23 protein-coding genes are annotated in these 18,775 nt (G+C 62.1%); 8 read left to right on the forward strand and 15 right to left on the reverse strand.

Translation table 11 applies throughout. The annotated features are described in order from the left end of the window. Nucleotides 1-84 precede the first annotated feature (84 nt). The 6 genes from NL528_RS01835 to NL528_RS01860 all read right to left on the reverse strand — a co-directional run bounded on the left by NL528_RS01835 (nucleotide 85) and on the right by NL528_RS01860 (nucleotide 3,199). A complete protein-coding gene (locus tag NL528_RS01835) occupies nucleotides 85-285 on the reverse strand; it encodes a hypothetical protein (protein ID WP_309181044.1) in 201 nt (66 codons plus the stop codon). Next, on the reverse strand, nucleotides 269-484 hold the full coding sequence (locus NL528_RS01840; RefSeq protein WP_309181045.1) for a hypothetical protein: 216 nt from the start codon (nucleotides 482-484) through the stop codon (nucleotides 269-271). Before NL528_RS01840 ends, NL528_RS01835 begins: the two co-directional genes overlap by 17 nt. After that, nucleotides 485-994 carry a glutathione S-transferase family protein gene (locus NL528_RS01845; protein WP_309181046.1) on the reverse strand — a complete coding sequence of 170 codons (510 nt, stop codon included), beginning with the start codon at nucleotides 992-994 and terminating at the stop codon, nucleotides 485-487. It lies immediately after the preceding gene. Nucleotides 995-1,115: 121 nt separating this feature from the next. Beyond that, the gene (locus NL528_RS01850) at nucleotides 1,116-1,889 is read right to left on the reverse strand and encodes a hypothetical protein (RefSeq protein ID WP_309181047.1); all 774 of its coding nucleotides are present in this window, start codon (nucleotides 1,887-1,889) and stop codon (nucleotides 1,116-1,118) included. A 90-nt stretch (nucleotides 1,890-1,979) separates the two neighbouring features. Further along, complete coding sequence (locus NL528_RS01855; RefSeq protein WP_309181048.1) at nucleotides 1,980-2,384, reverse strand: hypothetical protein; 405 nt, start codon at nucleotides 2,382-2,384, stop codon at nucleotides 1,980-1,982. Between the two features lie 65 nt (nucleotides 2,385-2,449). Further along, nucleotides 2,450-3,199: a hypothetical protein gene (locus tag NL528_RS01860; protein WP_309185316.1), complete on the reverse strand. Its 750-nt coding sequence runs from the start codon at nucleotides 3,197-3,199 to the stop codon at nucleotides 2,450-2,452. 323 nt (nucleotides 3,200-3,522) lie between these two features. On the opposite strand from NL528_RS01860, the gene NL528_RS01865 reads away from it, so the two are divergent. Next, entirely contained in the window at nucleotides 3,523-4,185 is a 663-nt protein-coding gene (locus NL528_RS01865; protein ID WP_309181049.1) for a response regulator transcription factor, read from the forward strand. Further along, nucleotides 4,182-5,486: an ATP-binding protein gene (locus NL528_RS01870; RefSeq protein ID WP_309181050.1), complete on the forward strand. Its 1,305-nt coding sequence runs from the start codon at nucleotides 4,182-4,184 to the stop codon at nucleotides 5,484-5,486. Before NL528_RS01865 ends, NL528_RS01870 begins: the two co-directional genes overlap by 4 nt. Before the next feature lie 60 nt (nucleotides 5,487-5,546). Here NL528_RS01870 and NL528_RS01875 read toward each other — a convergent pair whose 3' ends face one another. From NL528_RS01875 to NL528_RS01895, 5 genes are all read right to left on the reverse strand, one after another. After that, a complete protein-coding gene (locus NL528_RS01875) occupies nucleotides 5,547-6,329 on the reverse strand; it encodes a succinate dehydrogenase iron-sulfur subunit (protein ID WP_309181051.1) in 783 nt (260 codons plus the stop codon). A gap of 137 nt (nucleotides 6,330-6,466) precedes the next feature. Continuing rightward, complete coding sequence (sdhA, locus tag NL528_RS01880; protein WP_309181052.1) at nucleotides 6,467-8,311, reverse strand: succinate dehydrogenase flavoprotein subunit; 1,845 nt, start codon at nucleotides 8,309-8,311, stop codon at nucleotides 6,467-6,469. A gap of 3 nt (nucleotides 8,312-8,314) precedes the next feature. After that, a complete protein-coding gene (sdhD, locus tag NL528_RS01885) occupies nucleotides 8,315-8,713 on the reverse strand; it encodes a succinate dehydrogenase, hydrophobic membrane anchor protein (protein WP_309181053.1) in 399 nt (132 codons plus the stop codon). Continuing rightward, nucleotides 8,710-9,108 (reverse strand): succinate dehydrogenase, cytochrome b556 subunit, encoded by a 399-nt coding sequence (sdhC, locus tag NL528_RS01890; RefSeq protein WP_309181054.1) that lies wholly within the window; start codon nucleotides 9,106-9,108, stop codon nucleotides 8,710-8,712. The genes sdhD and sdhC overlap by 4 nt, the downstream gene beginning before the upstream one ends. Nucleotides 9,109-9,320: 212 nt before the next feature. Next, complete coding sequence (locus NL528_RS01895; protein ID WP_309181055.1) at nucleotides 9,321-9,821, reverse strand: LysR substrate-binding domain-containing protein; 501 nt, start codon at nucleotides 9,819-9,821, stop codon at nucleotides 9,321-9,323. Between NL528_RS01895 and NL528_RS01900 the strand changes: the two genes are divergently transcribed. Together NL528_RS01900 and NL528_RS01905 are read left to right on the forward strand one after the other, a co-directional pair. Continuing rightward, nucleotides 9,805-10,041, forward strand: a complete 237-nt coding sequence (locus tag NL528_RS01900; protein WP_309181056.1) for a hypothetical protein — start codon at nucleotides 9,805-9,807, stop codon at nucleotides 10,039-10,041. The two genes, NL528_RS01895 and NL528_RS01900, sit on opposite strands and share 17 nt — an antisense overlap. A gap of 40 nt (nucleotides 10,042-10,081) precedes the next feature. After that, nucleotides 10,082-10,933: a sulfite exporter TauE/SafE family protein gene (locus NL528_RS01905; protein WP_309185318.1), complete on the forward strand. Its 852-nt coding sequence runs from the start codon at nucleotides 10,082-10,084 to the stop codon at nucleotides 10,931-10,933. Between the two features lie 90 nt (nucleotides 10,934-11,023). Here the strand turns inward: NL528_RS01905 and NL528_RS01910 are convergent, their stop codons facing one another. Then, nucleotides 11,024-11,521 (reverse strand): DUF3658 domain-containing protein, encoded by a 498-nt coding sequence (locus tag NL528_RS01910; RefSeq protein WP_309181057.1) that lies wholly within the window; start codon nucleotides 11,519-11,521, stop codon nucleotides 11,024-11,026. 26 nt (nucleotides 11,522-11,547) lie between these two features. Continuing rightward, nucleotides 11,548-13,077, reverse strand: coding sequence for a malonyl-CoA synthase (locus tag NL528_RS01915; protein WP_309181058.1), 1,530 nt, complete (start codon nucleotides 13,075-13,077; stop codon nucleotides 11,548-11,550). A 74-nt stretch (nucleotides 13,078-13,151) separates the two neighbouring features. Here NL528_RS01915 and NL528_RS01920 point away from each other — a divergent pair, with 74 nt between their 5' ends. Further along, entirely contained in the window at nucleotides 13,152-13,913 is a 762-nt protein-coding gene (locus NL528_RS01920) for an SDR family oxidoreductase (RefSeq protein ID WP_309181059.1), read from the forward strand. Between the two features lie 232 nt (nucleotides 13,914-14,145). Here NL528_RS01920 and NL528_RS01925 read toward each other — a convergent pair whose 3' ends face one another. Together NL528_RS01925 and NL528_RS01930 are read right to left on the reverse strand one after the other, a co-directional pair. Beyond that, nucleotides 14,146-14,418, reverse strand: coding sequence for a DUF1127 domain-containing protein (locus NL528_RS01925; RefSeq protein ID WP_309181060.1), 273 nt, complete (start codon nucleotides 14,416-14,418; stop codon nucleotides 14,146-14,148). Between the two features lie 424 nt (nucleotides 14,419-14,842). Beyond that, on the reverse strand, nucleotides 14,843-15,841 hold the full coding sequence (locus NL528_RS01930) for an AraC family transcriptional regulator (protein ID WP_309181061.1): 999 nt from the start codon (nucleotides 15,839-15,841) through the stop codon (nucleotides 14,843-14,845). 114 nt (nucleotides 15,842-15,955) lie between these two features. Between NL528_RS01930 and NL528_RS01935 the strand changes: the two genes are divergently transcribed. From NL528_RS01935 to NL528_RS01945, 3 genes are all read left to right on the forward strand, one after another. Beyond that, a complete protein-coding gene (locus tag NL528_RS01935; protein ID WP_309181062.1) occupies nucleotides 15,956-16,891 on the forward strand; it encodes a hypothetical protein in 936 nt (311 codons plus the stop codon). A 47-nt stretch (nucleotides 16,892-16,938) separates the two neighbouring features. Continuing rightward, entirely contained in the window at nucleotides 16,939-17,511 is a 573-nt protein-coding gene (locus tag NL528_RS01940; RefSeq protein ID WP_309181063.1) for an OsmC family protein, read from the forward strand. A gap of 251 nt (nucleotides 17,512-17,762) precedes the next feature. Continuing rightward, a complete protein-coding gene (locus tag NL528_RS01945; RefSeq protein WP_309181064.1) occupies nucleotides 17,763-18,593 on the forward strand; it encodes a class I SAM-dependent methyltransferase in 831 nt (276 codons plus the stop codon). Nucleotides 18,594-18,775: the final 182 nt, after the last annotated feature.

Consider the following 18,775-nt stretch of genomic DNA (forward strand, 5'->3'; position numbering starts at 1 on the left):
CATCATCGCATGGTCTTTTTGGCGCAGAGCTCACCAGGCTGCCGCTCAACGCGCCCACTTCAAATCAAAAAAGCAACTGTAATGCTAAGCCGGAAGCACAAGGAAGCCGGCGCGCGGAAAGTGCACGACGACCTCGCCGGCGCGGGGATCGTGCCTGCGAATGGCGATGTGCTGCGGCGACAGCGCCACGATCTCGCCAGCGACTTTGACCTTGCCGTAATCGTCCGGCATCACCTCGACCCGGTCGCCGGGCTTGCGGCCGTTCGGCTCATTGGGATCGGCCATGATGGCGGTCTGTGGCGTGGCGGCCGCGGCGATGTCGAGTGCCGCGGATGTCGTGCCCGATCGCGCGCATTCGCGCTTCCCACGCCCGCAGGTTTGCGAATTCCGCCAACATTCCGTCGGCGTCAGGCAGGTTCTGGCGCACGTACCAGACGTTCATATAGGCGTGGACGTCGCAAAGGCCGGCCCTGTCGCCGCTCATCTACTTCTGTCCGTCACTTAATTGGGTTTCGATCCACTGCAAATGCGCGCGAAACTGATCGCGCATCTGCGGGATCGCCGCTTTCATGGCCACGACGTCGAACCTGGCGCCGCGCAGCTTTTCGCGGTCGGCGATGAATTCCTGCGGAACCTTGTCGGCGAGCGAGCCGAACACGAGGTTGACGTTGTTCTGGAAGAACGAGCGGTCGGTCCACATCGCCGTGGCCCAGGCGATACCTTCGTTTCCGGCCGGAAACAGCGTCGGCTCGGGGAAACGCCGTTGCAACTCGCGAAGGATGCACTGCGTGTCGCAATAGATGTCGGCGCCGATCTGCATCACCGGCGTACGCCGATAGCCACCGGTCATCGGCATCAGGTCCGGCCGCGGCATGATCCGCGAAATTTGCACCGAGGTCCACGCAATGTCCTTCAGGCCGAAGACGATGCGGACCTTCTCCGAGAACGGCGACCCGTCGAAATGATGCATGATGATCGGAGACGTGGCGGGCATGCGATCCTTCAAGGCTGGGGTTCGCGGAAAGCGTAATCCGCGAACGACCGGTCTTCAATCGATCGAATGCCCGCCAGCACCAATCCCGCGTCCGATCCGCGGCCCGGCGCGGGGGCCGGGGTCAGGCCGGATGCTCGCCGGCGCGCTGCGGCAACAGCAGGATCAACAGCACCATGACCATCGCCAGCGAGGCCGATGCCGTGTACCGGCTGAGCGCCAGGCCGCCATGGTCGAGCGGCTTGTCGAGGAAATCGCCGACCGTGGCGCCGAGCGGCCGGGTCAGCACGAACGCGGCCCAGAACAGTACGGTGCGCGAAGTGTTGGTCCAGAGATAGGCGGCGGTGATGACCGCAAGTCCGGCGGCAAACACCAGCGCGCCGCCGCCATAGCCGAGCCCCGTGGAGTCGGCCATCCAGTCGCCGAGCGCGGTGCCCAGGGTCTGCGAAAACATGATCGTGACCCAGTAGAAGGTCTCTGCTTGCCGCGAATTGATCGAGGCGATCGAAACCGTTCCCAGCGTGCGATACCAGATCGCCAGCGAAGCAACCAGCAGCGCGGCGAGCAGCGACGAGCCGCCGAGATAGCCGATCCCAAGCGAGCGATCGACGAAATCGGCGAGCGTGGTTCCAACCGTGGTGGTTGCGACGATCACCGTCCAGTAAAGAAACGGATGAAACCGTCGCGCGCCCATCTGCGCGGCGACGGCGGCGGCGAAAATCGCCGCAAAGATCGCTGTCCCGACCAGATAGCCGAGATTCATCGACATCGTCACGGCGTCGCCGCCGGTCTCGCCGAGCGTCGTCGCAAGTATCTTGACGATCCAGAAGCCCAGAGTGACCTGGGGAATCTTGCTGGCGTCCTCGCTGACGACCAGCTCATTGTAATATTCATCCATGCTGCTTCACTTTCACTTGATGACGACGGCCAAGCTTGTTGTCGGCCGTCAGCCGCGCTTTGAACATCTTTGGATACAACGCTTTGTGCGTCAGGATTTTGCCGCCGAATCCATGATCGATAACAATTCCGCGACGGTCTGCTTGCACTTGGCGGCGTCCGGCGTGCTGGCGCGAAGCGCTTCGAGCGCGCGATCAATCGCCTTGTCGACAGTGTGCCAGTCGGCGGCGGCGCGTGGCTTCAACGCGGCTTCCGCGTCGTCCCACCGCGTCTCGAGGTCCTTGATGCGGGTTTTGGCGCCGGCCAGATCGCCCTTGTCGAGCAGGGCGGAGACATCGATGACGATGGTGCGGAAGGGCGTCAGGTCGCCGAGTTTTGACGACATCGCCGCTTCGGCGAGCGAGACGAATGAGATTGGATCATACGTGTGCAGGCGTGGTTCGCTGGTCGACACCGTCAGAACGCCGACGGCCAGCGCCAAAATTATCTTGTTCATGCCTATTCTCCTCGTAGTTCACCCGCGCGATTGCGTGGGTTTCTGGTGGACATTGAGATTGGAAATCATCGCGCCGGATCGGCCTTGCCCGCGCGGTCGCCTTCAAAAGTTACCCAAATGACGAGCGCGATGATGACGGTCAGAAATGCGATGCTGGTGTAGATCGTGCCGAGACCGACGCCGCCATAGCCTCTCGATTGCGACAGCAAATCGCCGAGCGAAGCGCCAAGCGGGCGCGTGAGAATGTAGGCCAGCCAGAAGGTGAGAACCGGATTGGCGCCGAAATGCCAGGCGGCCGCGATCAGCGCGATCAGGGCGCCGAACACGATGACGCCGAGCTGGAAGCCGAGGCCGAGGGCTTCCGTCGCCAGATCGCCCGCCGCCGTTCCGAGCGCAAAGGTGAAAAGAATAGCAAGCCAGTAGAACAGCTCGCGCCGCGAGGTGACGATGGTGTGGATTGAAAGGGTTCGCTCGACGTCGTACCAGATCGCGAAAGTGGCGGCCAGCGCGCACGCGAACGCAGCCGTGCTGATATAGAGGCTGATCTCGAGCTTGTCGGTCAGCAGATCAGTGATCTCTGTGCCGACAACGCTGACAAGAACCACCGTCAGCCAATAGATCCAGGGTACGTAGCGCCGCGCGCGAAGCTGCAGCGCCAGAGCGGCGGCAAGCAGGATAGCCATGTTCGCGGCGGTCACGGTGGCGCCAAGGCCGACATGCACCGCGAGATAATCGGCTCCGGTCTCGCCAACGGTGGTCGAGAGGATCTTGATGACCCAGAACACCGCCGTGACTTCCGGGACCTTGTTGAGCATCTGCTGCAAGCGCGGGGTTGCGGTAACGGGCACGTGGTATATCTCCGTGAAGGGAATTTCGGGTTGCGTGAAAGCCGATGCCGGACCCTGGCGACGTCGACTTAGGCGCTCCTTAGGGGGAGTATGTTCCGAAGCCGCGGCCAACGCGTGCCGGCGATGCAAAAACGCCTGTTCGCGCGTTCTAAGTCTGCGCTAAGTCGGGCGCGGGAGACTTGGTGCCGGTGCCAAATCAAAAATCACCGCGCACGGAACGGTGACACCCCGGTGCAGGGCGGAAATGTGAGGCGCGAAGCTCGCCTTGCGCGCGGGACGAGGAATCGGGCATGCGGGTTTTGCTGATCGAGGACGACAAGATGGTCGGGGCGGCCGTCGCGCAGGCGCTCAGGGATGCCGCCTACGCGGTCGATTGGGTGACGGACGGCGAGACCGCGATCCATGCCGCGGAAAACGAGGCGTATGAGGTGGCGCTGCTCGATCTCGGGCTGCCGGTAGCCGACGGCCGCGAGGTGTTGCGCCGGATTCGCCGGCTCGGCCGCAAGCTACCCATCATCATCGTGACTGCGCGCGACGGCGTCGACGACCGCATCGACGGCCTCGACCTTGGCGCGGACGATTATCTGGTAAAGCCGTTCGAAATTCGCGAATTGCTGGCGCGCATGCGCGCGGTGCTTCGCCGCGAAGGCAGCGGCTCGCCGGCACTGCTCAGCAACGGCAACCTCCGTCTCGATCCGGCGACACGGGAGGCTCAGTTTTCCGGCGAGACGGCGCTATTGACGGCCCGCGAGTTCGCCTTGCTGCAGGCGCTGCTGACGCGGCCGGGCACCATCCTGTCACGCAGCGAGCTCGAGCGGCAAATCTACGGCTGGAATGAAGAGGTCGAGAGCAACGCGATCGAGTTCCTGATCCATACCATCCGCAAGAAGCTGGGAGCGACGGCCATCCGCAACGTGCGCGGGGTCGGCTGGATGGTGGACCGCCCGTCATGACAAGGTCGTTGCGCGCGCGTCTCTTCGTCGGGTTGACCGCCATCATCCTGTTGGCGGGCTGCGTCGGTGGCTTGTTCAGCTACGTCTGGGCCTTCGACGAAGCGATCGAGATGCAGGATTCGATCCTGATCCAGATTGGCAGCCTGTTACAGAACGGCAGCGTCAAGAGCGAGCAGTCACTGCACGGCGTTGACGCGGACGCGCAGGTTGATGTCGTGGAATTGGGGACGGCGCCTCGCGGCTCGGCCGAGGAACGTCAACTCTGGAACTTCCGGGACGGCTTGCACGTGGTGTCGCGCCAAGCCGGATCGATGCGAGTGCTGGTGCGGACGCGGCCCGATGGAAGCCGGTTTGCCGTATTGCAGCCTACGGACGTTCGCGACGATATCGCGGGCAATATGGCGCTTCGGACGCTGCTGCCGATTGCGGCGCTGATCCCATGCCTGCTGCTGGTCACGGCTTTCGTCATCGCGCGGTCGCTGCGCCCGATGGTCCGGCTGGCCGGCGATCTCGACTTGCGACGTGCCGACGACATGACCCCGCTTCCGCTCTCCGGGACTCCCAGCGAACTTCATCCGTTCATCACATCGATCAACGGGTTATTGGAGCGAATGAAGCTGATGATGGATCAGCAACGGCGTTTCATCGCCGATGCCGCGCACGAACTGCGGACGCCCATCACCGCCCTCAGCCTGCAGGCCGAGAATCTCGCGCCGGTCGATCTGCCCGCGGAAGCGCGCGAACGTCTGGCCGCGCTCAGCGAAGGCATGCGCCGCACCAAGCACCTGCTCGAACAATTGCTCGCGCTGGCGCGGCATGACGCCGGCCCTTGCAGCGAGGCGGCGATGGTGCAGCTCGACCGCACCGTCAAGGATTTGGTGGCCGACTTGCTGCCCGACGCCGCGCGCAAGGGCATTGATCTCGGCTTCGAGATGATCGAGCCGGTCGCGACCAGGGGCGAACCCGTGATGATAGCCGCGATGATCCGCAACCTGATCGACAATGCGGTGCGCTTCACGCCCCGGGGCGGTCGCGTCGATATCGGGGTCTATCGCGAGGGCAACGATGCCGTCATCCAGATCGAAGATACCGGACCGGGGATTCCGCCAGGCGATATCGATCGAATCTTCGAGCCGTTCTTCCGCGGCAGCCGGCCGAGCGAGGAGGGGACGGGCCTCGGCCTGTCGATCGTAAAGCGAACGGTCGATCGCCTCGATGGATCGGTGCTGCTCGAAAATATCAGCGGTGCCGAGCAAACCGGGCTTCGGGCGACGGTGCGCCTGCCCGCCGCCGATGGCTAAAGCTCCAGATTTGACGCGTTTTCTTTACGCGAACCGGTATCCACTTCGCTCGAAAACGCTTTAGATCTGCCGCTCGACCATCTTCAGCTTGAGCTCGGCGATCGCTTCCGAGGGATTTAAGCCCTTCGGGCACGCCTTGGCGCAGTTCATGATGGTGTGGCAGCGGTAGAGCCGGAACGGGTCTTCGAGATTGTCGAGCCGCTCGCCGGTGGCCTCGTCGCGGGAATCCTTGACCCAGCGCGTCGCCTGCAGCAGTGCGGCGGGGCCGAGGAAGCGCTCGCTGTTCCACCAATAGCTCGGGCACGAGGTCGAGCAGCACGCGCACAGAATGCACTCGTAGAGCCCGTCGAGCTTTTCGCGGTCCTCGTGGCTCTGCTTCCATTCCTTCTGCGGCGTCGGCGTCGTGGTCTTCAGCCACGGCTCGATCGAGGCATATTGCGCGTAGAAATTGGTGAGGTCAGGCACCAGGTCCTTCACTACCGGCTGGTGCGGCAGCGGATTGACCTTGACCGCGCCGTCTTTGACGTCGTGCATCGATTTGGTGCAGGCCAGCGTGTTCTGGCCGTCGATGTTCATGGCGCAGGAGCCGCAGACGCCTTCGCGGCAGGAGCGGCGGAAGGTCAGGGTCGGATCGATGTGGTTCTTGATCCAGATCAGGCCGTCCAGCACCATCGGCCCGCATTCGGCGGTGTCGATGGTGTAGGTGTCGACGCTCGGGTTTTTGCCGTCGTCCGGATTCCAGCGATACACCTTGAACTCGCGCGTCTCGGTCGCGCCCGCCGGCTTCGGCCAGGTCTTGCCGCCGGTGATTTTTGAGTTCTTCGGAAGCGCGAATTCAACCATCTGCCTTGCCTCTGCGGTTCAGTTCGTCAGTGCCGGGCAACAACGCAAAGCGCGTCTTTGCACTAGATGACCCGGCAATCCATCATCTTCGAAGAAAGATGGATGCGCGGGTCAAGCCCGCGCGTGACAAGTAGAGATCAATACACCCGCGCCTTCGGCGGGATGTACTGCACGTCGTTCGTCATCGTGTAGTCGTGCACCGGGCGGTAATCGATGCTGGACTTGCCGGCATCGTCCATCCACGCCAGCGTGTGCTTCATCCAGTTCTTGTCGTCGCGCGTGGAGAAATCTTCCCGCGCATGCGCGCCCCGGCTCTCGGTGCGGTTCGCCGCCGAGTCCATCGTCACCACCGCCTGCATGATCAGATTGTCGAATTCGAGGGTTTCGACCAGATCGGAATTCCAGACCAGCGAACGGTCCGATGTCGAGACGTCGCCGATGCCGCCATGCACCTTGTGGATCAGGTTCTGGCCTTCGTTCAGAATCTCGCCGGTGCGGAACACCGCGCAATTGGTCTGCATCACATGCTGCATGCTGTCGCGCAGCTTAGCCGTCGGCGTGCCGCCGGAGGCATAACGGTAATGGTCGAGCCGCCCGAGCGCCTTGTCGGCGGAGCCCGCCGGCAGTTCCGGCTGCTTGCCGTTCGGGGTCAGCTTTTCCGCGCAACGCAGTGCCGCCGCGCGGCCGAACACGACCAGATCGATCAGCGAATTCGAGCCAAGCCGGTTGGCGCCGTGCACGGAGACGCAGGCCGCTTCGCCGAGCGCCATCAGTCCCGGCACCGTGGCGTTGTCGTCGCCGTTCCGCTTGGTCAGCACTTCGCCGTGATAATTGGTCGGGATGCCGCCCATGTTGTAGTGCACCGTCGGCACGATCGGGATCGGCTCGCGGGTGACGTCGACATTGGCGAAGATTTTTGCCGATTCGGAAATGCCGGGCAGCCGTTCCTGCAGCACCTTCGGATCGAGATGATCGAGGTGCAGGTAGATGTGATCTTTCTTCTTGCCGACGCCGCGGCCTTCGCGGATCTCGATGGTCATCGAGCGCGAGACCACGTCGCGCGAAGCGAGGTCCTTGGCGGAGGGCGCATAGCGCTCCATGAAGCGCTCGCCCTCGGAATTGACGAGATAGCCGCCCTCGCCGCGCGCGCCTTCGGTGACGAGGCAGCCCGCGCCGTAGATGCCGGTCGGGTGGAACTGGACGAACTCCATGTCCTGCAGCGGCAGGCCGGCGCGCAGCACCATGCCGCCGCCGTCGCCGGTGCAGGTATGCGCCGAGGTGCAGGAAGCGTAGGCGCGGCCGTAGCCGCCGGTGGCGAGGATGGTGGTCTGGGCGCGGAAGCGGTGCAGCGTGCCGTCGTCGAGCTTGAGCGCGATCACGCCGCGGCAGACGCCTTGGTCGTCCATGATCAGGTCGATGGCGAAGAATTCGATGTAGAATTCCGCGGCGTGGCGCAGCGCCTGGCCGTACATCGTGTGCAGCATGGCGTGGCCGGTGCGGTCGGCGGCGGCGCAGGTGCGCTGCGCCTGGCCCTTGCCGTAGTCCAGCGTCATGCCGCCGAACGGGCGCTGATAGATCTTGCCGTCCTCGGTGCGCGAGAACGGCACGCCCCAATGCTCGAGCTCGTAGACCGCTTCGGGCGCGTTGCGCACCATATATTCGATGGCGTCCTGGTCGCCGAGCCAGTCCGACCCTTTGACGGTGTCGTACATATGCCAGCGCCAGTCGTCTGGATGCATGTTGCCGAGCGACGCGGAGATGCCGCCCTGGGCCGCGACCGTATGCGAGCGGGTCGGAAACACCTTCGTGATGCAGGCGGTGCGCAGGCCTGCTTCGCTGCAGCCGACCACGGCGCGCAGGCCGGCGCCGCCGGCGCCGACGACGACGACATCGTAGGTATGATCTTCGATCGGATAGGCTTTTCCCTTGGTGGCGGGACCGCCGCTGCCATTCGTCGCGTTGCCATTGCCATCAGCGGCCATGCGCTAAACTCCCGATGACAGTTTGAGAATCGCGTAGATCGAGGCCAGCGCCACCGCGATGCAGAAGAAGTTGTTGGCCATCACGCTGGCGAGCTTCACCTTCTCGCCATGCACGTAGTCTTCGATCACGACCTGCATGCCGATCTTCATGTGCCAACAGCTGGCGATGATGAAGAGCAAGAGGATGATGGCGATCGGCATCGAGCCGAGGATTTGCGCCGCTCCGGCCTGGTTGCGGCCAAGCAGCATCAGTACGATCACGATGACCGGTACGATCAATAGCGTCATCGCCACCGCGGTGAGGCGCTGGCGCCAGAAATCCTTGGTGCCGGAATGCGAGGCGCCGAGATTGCGGACGCGCGCCAGCGGCGTGCGCATCGAGGGAGAGTTTGGCGCGCTCATCGTCCGCCTCCGATCGTGTAGGCGACGATCCACACCAGCACTGTGAGCGAAATGCCGCCGATCAGCGCGCCCCAGGTCAGCGCTTCGCGTTCGTTTGCCTTGAAGCCGTAGCCGAGGTCCCAGACGAAATGGCGCAGCCCGCTGAGAAGATGATGCAGCAGCGACCAGGTGTAGCCGAACACGATCAGCCGCCCGATGATGCTGCCGGTAAAGGCCTGCACATGGGCGTAGGCGGTGGGGCCGGAGGCGGCGGCGATCAGCCACCAGGCCAGCAGCAAGGTCCCGAAATACAGCGCGACGCCGGTGGCGCGGTGGACGATGGACAGCGCCATCGTCAGGGTCCAGCGATAGGTCTGCAGATGCGGAGAAAGCGGTCGTTCGATCCTGGCGGTCATCGGCGGCTTTTGACGGTTTGCGGGGCCGCGAATGGCCCTTTGGGGATCGCGGTTGATGAATTCTATTTACGTAGTCGAAACAGCCAGTGCAACGACCAAATGCCGGGAAATCGAACTCGTATTCATTACTAGATCGGTGACGAAGCGAAATCGATCCGTTGCTTGGTATACCAGCTAACGCAACGCTGCTGAAAGATCGAATCCGCGTTCTGTTATTGCTTCGAACGGGCGATCGCGTGCGCGCCAAAAGGATTGGTGGCACGCCATCGCTCGACCAGGTAATCGACGAATACCCTGCTTTTTGGCGATGTCAGCCTGGAAGGCTGAAACAACAGCTGCAGCGGCGCGGGCGTCGGCTCGAACTCGACGAGGATGGGCTGCAAGGCGCCATCAGCGATATCCGCCTCAATTTGCCAGGACGGCACTCGGATGATTCCGGCGCCCTCTTTCGCCGCCGATACCACGGCGTCGAGGCTATTCACCCAGAGCCGGCCGGATATGCGGATTCTGCGTTCCGCCTTCGCGCCCTCCTTGAAGCGCCATTCGGCGATGCCGGGTGCATCGGAGAACACCAGACAGTCGTGACGGCTGAGATCGGCGGGTATCTGCGGCACCCCGTGGCGTAATTTGCGTAATACTCCCGCATTCGGGAAGGGTGTACCCTGTGCAAAATCTTCGTAACCCGGGGAGTTTGACATGGCTTCGATGTTCAACCCCACCTCGCATTCAGGGACCATCCATGGGCCCACAGATTCCAGTCGCGACGCTGACGATCGGCTGACCTGCCCGCTGGCTTTCTCCGCGGTGGGATTGCTCGCCAGCTGCCTCGCGCTGGCGATTCAGGATGAAGCATCGCTGGATGCGCTCCGGGTCGCCTTGATCTTGGGTGCCGCGCCGGTCGCGGCATTGGTGGCGCTACGAATTTATCGGTAAAGCTTGGGAAATTCGTACCCTGAAGGCAGATGCGGGAATGATGATGGCCGGGCTCAATCCCGCGGAGCTTGTCGAACTGGCGCTGATGCTGGTGGCAGTCGGCGCGCTGTCGGGATTTTTCGCCGGCATTTTCGGCATCGGCGGCGGCGCGATCCTGGTGCCGGTATTTTATGAATGCTTCCGGCTCGCCGGCGTGCCGCTGGAGGCGCGGATGCCACTCTGCATCGGCACCTCGCTCGCCATCATCATCCCGACCTCGATCCGATCGTTTCGCGCCCATTACCTCAGAGGCGCGGTCGACATGCAAATCCTCAGATTGTGGTGGGCGCCGATCGTGACCGGCGTCGTCGCCGGCAGCGTCATTGCGCGCTACGCGCCGGAGCGGCTGTTCAAGATCGTGTTCGTGATGGTGGCGTGGTCGGCGGCGGCAAGGTTGCTGCTGGCGCAGGAGAACTGGAAATTCGGCGACGATCTCCCGAAAGGGCCGCTGATGCGGGTCTACGGCTTCGTCGTCGGATTGCTGTCGACCTTGATGGGGATCGGCGGCGGATTGTTCTCGAACCTGCTGATGACATTCTACGGCCGGCCGATCCATCAGGCGGTCGCGACCTCGTCGGCGCTGGCGGTGCTGATCTCGATCCCCGGCGCGCTCGGCTACATCTATGCCGGCTGGCCCGCGGCCGCGCGCTACCCTGATGTGGCCGCGCTGCAATTGCCGTTCGCGATCGGCTACGTCTCGCTGATCGGCGCTATTCTCGTGATGCCGACCAGCCTTCTGACGGCGCCGCTCGGGGTCAGGGCGGCACATGCGTTGTCGAAGCGGCGGCTGGAGATCGCGTTTGGCGCGTATCTCTTTATTGTCGGCAGCCGGTTTGTGATAAGCCTGCTCTGAACGGCAAAAGGCCTGCACGTTACGAGCCGGGCAGGAGCTTTCGGCGAGGCACCTCAGGGCATCGTCATCATTCGCGCCGCGGAAGCCGCCTTAATCCTTTAATCGCACCTCGCTATGAAACCACATTCGGAGATCGCCGATTCCTTCGATGCGATCGGAATCGGAGAGCACTTGCAGTCGTGCCGCGATTGCCTCGTCCCCGACGGGCAGGTCGAGCGCCTTGCAGCGCTGCAGGGCCAGAATGACGACCTTCGCAGTCTTTTGCCACATCGGCTGCAAAATCGGGAAAATAATGCCGTCGAGATCAGACTCGGTCACAGAGGACGGGAGGCGGACCTGATCCCATTTAAGTTCGCTGCTGATGGTTGCGACTTGCTCGTCAAGGAGAGGCGGCTCGATGTCTGGGAACTGATCATGAATCGGCGCAAGCAGCTTCCGCTGCAAGTCAGCGACGACTTCCCAAAGCAAGCCATCGAATCTTAGCCGCTCCTCTTTGCCGAGGCCGGCGATAGCCATACGCGCATCGTCCAGTGCAACGTGAGCGTCAAGTATGTGTTCTTGAATCCGGACGGCCTGTTCGCGGTTCATTGCCCCGGCGCGATGTCTCGCGCTCCCTACTTGTTCGAATAGATATCCTTGTAATTATCCCGCAAAATATTCTTCTGCACCTTGCCCATGGCGTTGCGCGGCAAATCGTCGACGATGAAGACGCGCTTGGGCATCTTGAATTTCGCCAGCCGGCCGTCGAGCGCCTTCAGCACCGAGGTCTCGTCGACATCAGCACCCTTGTTGCAGACCACGACCGCGGTGACGCCCTCGCCAAAATCGCCATGCGGCACGCCGATGACGGCGGATTCGACCACGCCCGGCATGGCGTCGATCTCGCTCTCGATCTCTTTCGGGTAGACGTTGAAGCCGCCGGAGATCACGAGATCCTTGCCGCGGCCGAGAATGTGCACATAGCCCTTGTCGTCGATCTTGCCGAGATCGCCGGTGATGAAGAAACCGTCGTCGCGGAATTCGGCTTTTGTCTTCTCCGGCATCCGCCAATAGCCCTTGAATACGTTGGGGCCCTTGACCTCGATCATGCCGATGGTGTCGGGCGCCAGTTTCTTGCCGGTTTCGGGATCGGTGACGCGCACGGTGACGCCGGGCAGCGCATGGCCGACGGCGCCGGGCACCCGCTCGCCGTCATAGGGATTGGACGTGTTCATGTTGGTTTCGGTCATGCCGTAACGCTCGAGCACGGCGTGGCCGGTGCGCGCGGCCCATTCGCGGTGGGTGTCGGCGAGCAGCGGCGCGGAGCCCGAAATGAACAGCCGCATGTGTCTGGCGGATTCCCTGGTCAGTGCCGGACTTTGCAGCAGCCGCGTATAGAAGGTCGGCACGCCCATCAGCACGGTTGCGCGCGCCATCAATTTGATGATCAGTTCGGGATCGAATTTCGGCAGGAAGATCATCGAGGCGCGCGCGAACAGGGTTACGTTGCTCGCCACGAACAGGCCGTGGGTATGATAGATCGGCAGTGCGTGGATCAGCACGTCGTCCCTGGTGAAACGCCAATAGTCGACCAGGCTGTAGGAATTCGACGCGAGGTTATCGTGGCTGAGCATCGCGCCCTTGGAGCGGCCGGTGGTGCCCGAGGTGTAGAGGATCGCGGCGAGGTCATCGTCGGCGCGCGGCACGGTGGTGAATTCCGCACTCGCCTTGGCGGCGGCGTCCGTCAGCGATCCCTTGCCGTTGGCATCCAGCGTTTCGACCTTCGCGCCGACTTTAGCTGCGATCGCGCCGATCCCGTCCGCCTTGGCGGGGTCGCACACCACCAGCGACGGTTCGGCGTCGCCGATGAAATAGTCGAGTTCGTTGAGCGTATAGGCGGTGTTGAGCGGCAGATACACGGCGCCCGCCCGCACCGTGCCGAGATACAGCACGAGCGCCGGCACTGATTTCTCGGTTTGCGCCGCAACGCGATCGCCGGGCTTGACGCCCCGGGAAACCAGCACATTCGCCATCTGCCCGGCGCGGGCGATCAAATCGGCATAACTGATCCTGGCGCCATCGAGCATTTCGATCGCGAGCCGGGAGGGGTCGTCGAGATTATCGAACAGGCGGCAAAACAGGTTGGCGTTAGCGGTCGTGTTCATGCATCATTCCCAAAGGGGCGGCTGAGCGCTGCATTAGCAAAAACGCCCTTCAAAAAGCAACGGAGACAGTTTGCATGACAAATAACGGGAAACGCGTGGCCTGGGTGACGGGCGGCGGCAGCGGAATCGGTGAATCCGGGGCGGAATTTCTCGCGGCGGACGGCTGGATCGTGGTGGTTTCCGGCCGCCGCAAGGCGGAGCTGGACCGGGTCGTGGCCAACATCACCAAAACGGGCGGCAAGGCCCAGGCGATCCCGCTCGATGTCAGCAACAAGGCCGACGTCAACAAGGTGGCCGAGCAGATTTTGGCCAGGCACGGCCGGATCGACCTTTTGGTCAACAGTGCCGGCATCAATGTGCCGAAGCGGAGCTGGGCCGACATGGAACTGGAAGGCTGGGACAAGCTGGTCGAGGTCAATCTCAACGGCGTCTTGTATTGCATGCGCGCGGTGCTGCCGGCCATGAGGAAACAAAAGGACGGCTGCATCATCAATGTCGCGTCCTGGGCCGGCCGCCATGTCTCGAAAATGCCGGGCCCGGCCTACACCACGACAAAGCACGCGGTGCTGGCGCTGACCCATTCCTTCAACATGGACGAATGCGTCAACGGCCTGCGCGCCTGCTGCCTGTCGCCCGGCGAGGTCGCGACCCCGATCCTGAAATTGCGGCCGGTGGTGCCTAGCGAAGAGGAGCAGGCGCGGATGCTGCAGCCCGAGGATTGCGGCCGCACCATCGCCTTCGTCGCCAGCATGCCGCCGCGCGTCTGCATGAACGAGATCCTGATCAGCCCGACGCATAATCGCGGGTTTATTCAGACGCCGCACAGCCGGGATTAGACGGCGTTGCGCTATCGATCGTCATTGCGAGCCAACGGGTCGCGCGAATGCGCGCCCGATGACAGGCTCCGCGAAGCAATCCATTTCGCCCCGAAAGGAAGAATGGATTGCTTCGTCGCTAACGCTCCTCGCAATGACGCCGGGCACCCGTTCGTTACGCGCGCATGCGCGCCCGATGATAAACTCCGCGAAACCCACCCTGGCGCCACGCGCCAAAGCCGACCCTCTTCGATTATGGTCGCTTTGATCGCTGCATCCGGATCCGACATCTGGCGGCCTCTGCCCGGCCTTCACCAAGGTCGCTGCGGGTGAGGCCGATGTCTTTCAGTTCTCGATCATTGAGGTGACGGAGAACAATAATATCTGCCTGGCGCGCTCGCTCCGCAATTGCCGCAGAAAGCCAGTGATTAAATAGCCAGCCCATGCGTTTCAGTAGGAAGCGAGCTCTTCGCTGCATCGCCGACGCGACCGTTGCATTGGGTGGGACCGTATTCAACATCGTCATCGCAAGAATCCTTGGACAGGTCGGCAATTCGAACGATCTGCCCGGTTTGCTGGTTTTGCTCTTCCCTTCCTGGGGGATTGCCGAAGGCACGTGCAGTCGGCCAATGCGGTGATCTGTAAGGCCTGGGGCCGTCATGGGTCTATCACCGGCATACCGGCAGAAATGACCAGGACGCCGGATACTGTCGTGAAGGAGGATGCATTGGCGCTTCTCTTGGTGTCGCGTCGAGATTCCAACGTTCGGAAGATGCCGCGATGTTTATCGAAGGTATGCGCAAGGCTGGAACGGTGGATAAGCAAATGGCGGCAGTGTTCGATGCTTCGCGTACTGCTGGACCAACTGGCCACGGCACCAATCACTGACCACTTGCTCCCGTTGGCTTATGCGGCTCGACGGAGCTTGCTGACGCACGGATGGGACATGGCTATCTGTTGGAACGCCGCCACGTGGCCGGCGCCGTCCCGAATGTCTTCTTGAAGGCGCGAGAAAAAGCGGCCTCGGAACCGTAACCGACCAGGTCGGCAACCTGTGCCAGGGAGGCGCTGGTACTGCGAAGCTTCTGGGTCGCAACCTGCATGCGCCAACTGGCGACGTAGTGCATCGGGGGCATGCCGATCAAATCAATGAAGCGGTCGGCCAGCGCTGAACGCGAGAGGCCGACCTCGCGACTGAGGTCATCCACGCTCCAGGGCCGCGCGATGTCCTGGTGCACCAGTGCCAGTGCCCGCGCAACGTGTGGGTCGCGCAAGCCGGCGAGCCAACCGGTCTGCCCCTGCGGCAGTGCTTGAGCGTAGCGCCGCACGGCTTCAACGAACAATAGCTCCGACAGCTTCGCCAGCACGGTCTCCGAACCAGGGCGGCCAGCGGCGACCTCCTCGGCAGCATATTGGAAGGTCGAGCGGATCCATTCGGCTGCCCCGCCTTGCTCGGCATCGAGTTTTAGCAGCGACGGCAAGGTCGAGATCACTGGATTGTCTGCGGCGCAATCGGAGCCGAGGAATCCGCAGATCATCCGCGTGCGTTTTCCGCTGCCGCCGTGATGGATCGAGAACAGCCCGCCGTCCCTGGGCGGTTGGATAATATCACTACCAGCCACCGGCGGCAGGGTCAGGTCGCTACCCACAAGGTGCAGGTCATTGCGCGGCAACAAAACGACGTCGCCGGCTCCAAGCACGAGGCCCTCTCCATCCTCGCCATCGACCCGGATACGCAGTTCACCCTCGACGACGTAGTGATAGAGAATCAGGTGCGATGCTGGCCCGAGAGCGGGCGCGCAATGTTCTGGACCGACGCGGGCAGCCATACACCATGGCGCGAAGAAATCGGCGTGCAGGAAAACGCCGCCGGTCAAATGCGCCACTCTCAGAACGTCGGACAATGCATCCATACCGGCCCTCCTATCAGAAGCCGGTGCTTTGGTCATGTCTCAAGGTGCGCCGGTCATAGACCCTCGCCGGTCCGGCGACCTAAAAATCGCTGCATCAGCCGATCGGTTGGTCTGCGCCATCGGCGCACCGCTCCGCGAAAGGAGACTGAAATGAACGTGATCAGCAATATTTCCGACGGCAGCGAACGCTACGCACGCTGCATTCAAACGTCCAAGCGGGTTCGCTGGGACATCGACAAGGATGTGATCCGGGGGCGCAAGTTCGATACCGCCAACAAGTTTCTTCCAGACGGGCTTTCTCTGGCGGATGCGTTCACGACCTTGTCGGCTGACGAAAAACGGTTCGTCAGCCAGATCCAGGGCCGCACCTACGCCAATATTTTTGGTCTGGTCGAGCGCTTCATCAACGCCAAGGTTTTGGAGCTCAGCGAGGATCACTGGTTCGGCGACCAGGTTGCGCTCGAGGCGCTGGTACGGTTCAGCGACGAGGAGTTGAAACATCAGGCGCTGTTCCGCCTTGTCGATGCGATGGTCGACGATGTCTTGCCCGGCGGTTATCGCTTCGACGTGGATCACAACGCAGTTGCCCATGCTGTTCTTGGCAAGAGCACCTGGGCGGTGTTGGCACTGACGCTGGATATCGAGCTGTTCACCCAGCTCCACTATCGCCAGAGCATCGACGCCGATCCCAAGCTCTCCGAGCTGTTCAAGGACATCTTCCTTTTTCATTGGAAAGAGGAAAGCCAGCACGCGATTCTCGACGAACTCGAATGGGTGCGCCACGATGCCGGGCTAACGGCAGAGCAACGCGATTCCGCGGTCGACGAATTCATTGAATTGGTCGCCGCTGTCGACGGCATCCTGCAGGCCCAGGCCAAAGCTGACGCAGGCTACTTCACGCGAACGTGCGGCCGCGTGGTCCGCGAGGCGGAAGCGCGCGCAATCGAGGCCGCATTTCTCAAAGCCTATCGCTGGCAATACATCCACTCAGGCGCCCAGCACCCGCACTTCGGCAAGGTGCTTGCCGGCCTGATCACCGAGCAGCAGGGCCAGCGAATTCAGTCGGCGCTCGCAACCCTGCAATAGTTCAATCCGCAGAAATTTTTACCCAAACCATGCAAAGGCGACCCATCATGAGTGCTCAACCGAAGACTCCCGAACCCAACGTCGTCAACGGCATCAATGTCGACGACCTGTTTGCCCTTATCGAGGGGGTCAGGCGCGAACCAGCCAAAGGCAAGACAAACTGGCGCGTCGCCACGACCTGGCAGGGCCAGGCACGGAGCCGCGCAGAAATCGAGAGTTACGAGATCGGCGGCGAAAAGGTGCCGCGCCGGTTCTCGATCGACATCGACGAGCCCCGCGAACTCGGCGGATCGAACCGTTTCGCCAATCCGCAGGAGCATCTGATTGCGGCACTGAACGCCTGCATGACGGTCGGATACGTGGCGCAGTGCGCGGTGCGCGGAATCAGCCTCGAAAGCCTGGCGATCGAGACCGATGGCGAGATCGATCTCCGTGGCTTCCTGGGCATCGATCCTGCGGTGCCGCGGGGCTACGAGAAGCTGAATTACACCGTTCGCATCAAAGGCAGCGGCACCAAGGCCCAGTTCGCCGAAATCCACGAGGCGGTAATGGCGACCTCGCCGAACTTCTACAACATGGCTCGGCCGGTGGCGCTCAAGCCGGCCCTGATCGTCGAGTAATCGAATCGGCCACGACCGGCATCTTGGTCGCGGCGTGGTCTCGGCAAAACCGAGATATCGCCAAGCTAGCCGGTCGTTCAGCGACATAGCAGGAGGGTTTCAATGAATCCAAATAAAGCGCTGTGGGAAAAAGGCGACTTTACCCGCATTTCGGCGAGCATGCGCGAGAGCGGAGAAGCTTTCGTCAAGAGCCTCGGAATTACAAAAGGACTCAAAGTGCTTGATCTTGGGTGCGGCGATGGAACGACGGCTTGCCGGAGGCACGGCTCGGAGCCGATGTCCTGGGCGTCGATATTGCAGCGAACCTCGTTGCGGCCGGCAACATCCGCGCCAGGGAGGCAGGCCTCGCGAACTGCAGGTTTCAGGAAGGCGACGCATCCAATCTGCACGAATTGAAGGATAATTCTTTCGATCTCGTCGTCAGCATGTTTGGGGCCATGTTTGCGCCAAAGCCGTTTGATGTCGCCAGGGAGATGGTGCGCGTCACCCGCCCCGGAGGGCGAATCGTTATGGGGAATTGGATTCCGGATGATCCCACATTGGTGGCGCAAATCCTGAAGATCAGTGCGGCATATTCGCCGCCACCGCCGGAAGGTTTCATCAGCCCTGCGACGTGGGGGATCGAGAATAACGTTACAGAGCGATTTGCAGGCGCCGGGATACCAAAAGAAAGAATATCGTTCGTCAGAGACACCTATACCTTCAACTTTCCTGCCGCACCATCAGAGCTCGTCGATGCATTCAGAAAATACTACGGACCAACCATGAATGCATTCGAGGCCGCAGAAAACAACGGTCGGGCCGGTGATCTGCAGAAGGAGCTGGAAGTGCTGTTTAACAGCCAGAACACAAGCCCAGGTAAGGATGCCACCACCATTCCGGCGACATTCCTGCGTGACCGTGACGGCCTGACACAGGCGCACACACGCGGCCGAGCGTGCAGAGTTCGGTTTGCCGGGACGTGTAGGCACACGGCTCAATCCGATACAAAGGAGTATCATCATGAAATGTTTTTTCGACGCTCACGTCAAAAGCAAGGGCAGTTTCCCGGAACAGGAGATCACCGAGGAACAGTTCTTTGAGCAATTTGCGGCGCTCGAGGAGGGCCTTGCCCTCCTTCAAACCCACATCCGCGAAATGTCCGAAAACGCAAAACTCTTTGGCAGCCTCGCAAGGCAGATGCGGCGATCAATTTGCCCTGCGGCTCCATCGCAGGGATGAGACAGACGGGAGCGGGTGCAGCGTGCACCCGGCATTCCCCGCT

Origin of the sequence: Bradyrhizobium sp. Ash2021 (assembly GCF_031202265.1) — a bacterium.
GTDB lineage: Bacteria > Pseudomonadota > Alphaproteobacteria > Rhizobiales > Xanthobacteraceae > Bradyrhizobium.

What these genes read in the sequence shown, in the direction of transcription:
- NL528_RS01930 (WP_309181061.1), bottom strand. Translation starts at nt 15,841, where the DNA reads ATGACCAAAGCACCGGCTTCTGATAGGAGGGCCGGTATGGATGCATTG.
- NL528_RS01870 (WP_309181050.1), top strand. Translation starts at nt 4,182, where the DNA reads ATGACAAGGTCGTTGCGCGCGCGTCTCTTCGTCGGGTTGACCGCCATC.
- NL528_RS01840 (WP_309181045.1), bottom strand. Translation starts at nt 484, where the DNA reads ATGAGCGGCGACAGGGCCGGCCTTTGCGACGTCCACGCCTATATGAAC.
- NL528_RS01865 (WP_309181049.1), top strand. Translation starts at nt 3,523, where the DNA reads ATGCGGGTTTTGCTGATCGAGGACGACAAGATGGTCGGGGCGGCCGTC.
- NL528_RS01940 (WP_309181063.1), top strand. Translation starts at nt 16,939, where the DNA reads ATGAGTGCTCAACCGAAGACTCCCGAACCCAACGTCGTCAACGGCATC.
- NL528_RS01915 (WP_309181058.1), bottom strand. Translation starts at nt 13,077, where the DNA reads ATGAACACGACCGCTAACGCCAACCTGTTTTGCCGCCTGTTCGATAAT.
- sdhA (WP_309181052.1), bottom strand. Translation starts at nt 8,311, where the DNA reads ATGGCCGCTGATGGCAATGGCAACGCGACGAATGGCAGCGGCGGTCCC.
- NL528_RS01875 (WP_309181051.1), bottom strand. Translation starts at nt 6,329, where the DNA reads ATGGTTGAATTCGCGCTTCCGAAGAACTCAAAAATCACCGGCGGCAAG.
- NL528_RS01835 (WP_309181044.1), bottom strand. Translation starts at nt 285, where the DNA reads ATGGCCGATCCCAATGAGCCGAACGGCCGCAAGCCCGGCGACCGGGTC.
- sdhC (WP_309181054.1), bottom strand. Translation starts at nt 9,108, where the DNA reads ATGACCGCCAGGATCGAACGACCGCTTTCTCCGCATCTGCAGACCTAT.
- NL528_RS01935 (WP_309181062.1), top strand. Translation starts at nt 15,956, where the DNA reads ATGAACGTGATCAGCAATATTTCCGACGGCAGCGAACGCTACGCACGC.
- NL528_RS01860 (WP_309185316.1), bottom strand. Translation starts at nt 3,199, where the DNA reads ATGCTCAACAAGGTCCCGGAAGTCACGGCGGTGTTCTGGGTCATCAAG.
- sdhD (WP_309181053.1), bottom strand. Translation starts at nt 8,713, where the DNA reads ATGAGCGCGCCAAACTCTCCCTCGATGCGCACGCCGCTGGCGCGCGTC.
- NL528_RS01910 (WP_309181057.1), bottom strand. Translation starts at nt 11,521, where the DNA reads ATGAACCGCGAACAGGCCGTCCGGATTCAAGAACACATACTTGACGCT.
- NL528_RS01920 (WP_309181059.1), top strand. Translation starts at nt 13,152, where the DNA reads ATGACAAATAACGGGAAACGCGTGGCCTGGGTGACGGGCGGCGGCAGC.
- NL528_RS01850 (WP_309181047.1), bottom strand. Translation starts at nt 1,889, where the DNA reads ATGGATGAATATTACAATGAGCTGGTCGTCAGCGAGGACGCCAGCAAG.
- NL528_RS01925 (WP_309181060.1), bottom strand. Translation starts at nt 14,418, where the DNA reads ATGACGATGTTGAATACGGTCCCACCCAATGCAACGGTCGCGTCGGCG.
- NL528_RS01845 (WP_309181046.1), bottom strand. Translation starts at nt 994, where the DNA reads ATGCCCGCCACGTCTCCGATCATCATGCATCATTTCGACGGGTCGCCG.
- NL528_RS01905 (WP_309185318.1), top strand. Translation starts at nt 10,082, where the DNA reads ATGATGGCCGGGCTCAATCCCGCGGAGCTTGTCGAACTGGCGCTGATG.
- NL528_RS01900 (WP_309181056.1), top strand. Translation starts at nt 9,805, where the DNA reads ATGGCTTCGATGTTCAACCCCACCTCGCATTCAGGGACCATCCATGGG.
- NL528_RS01855 (WP_309181048.1), bottom strand. Translation starts at nt 2,384, where the DNA reads ATGAACAAGATAATTTTGGCGCTGGCCGTCGGCGTTCTGACGGTGTCG.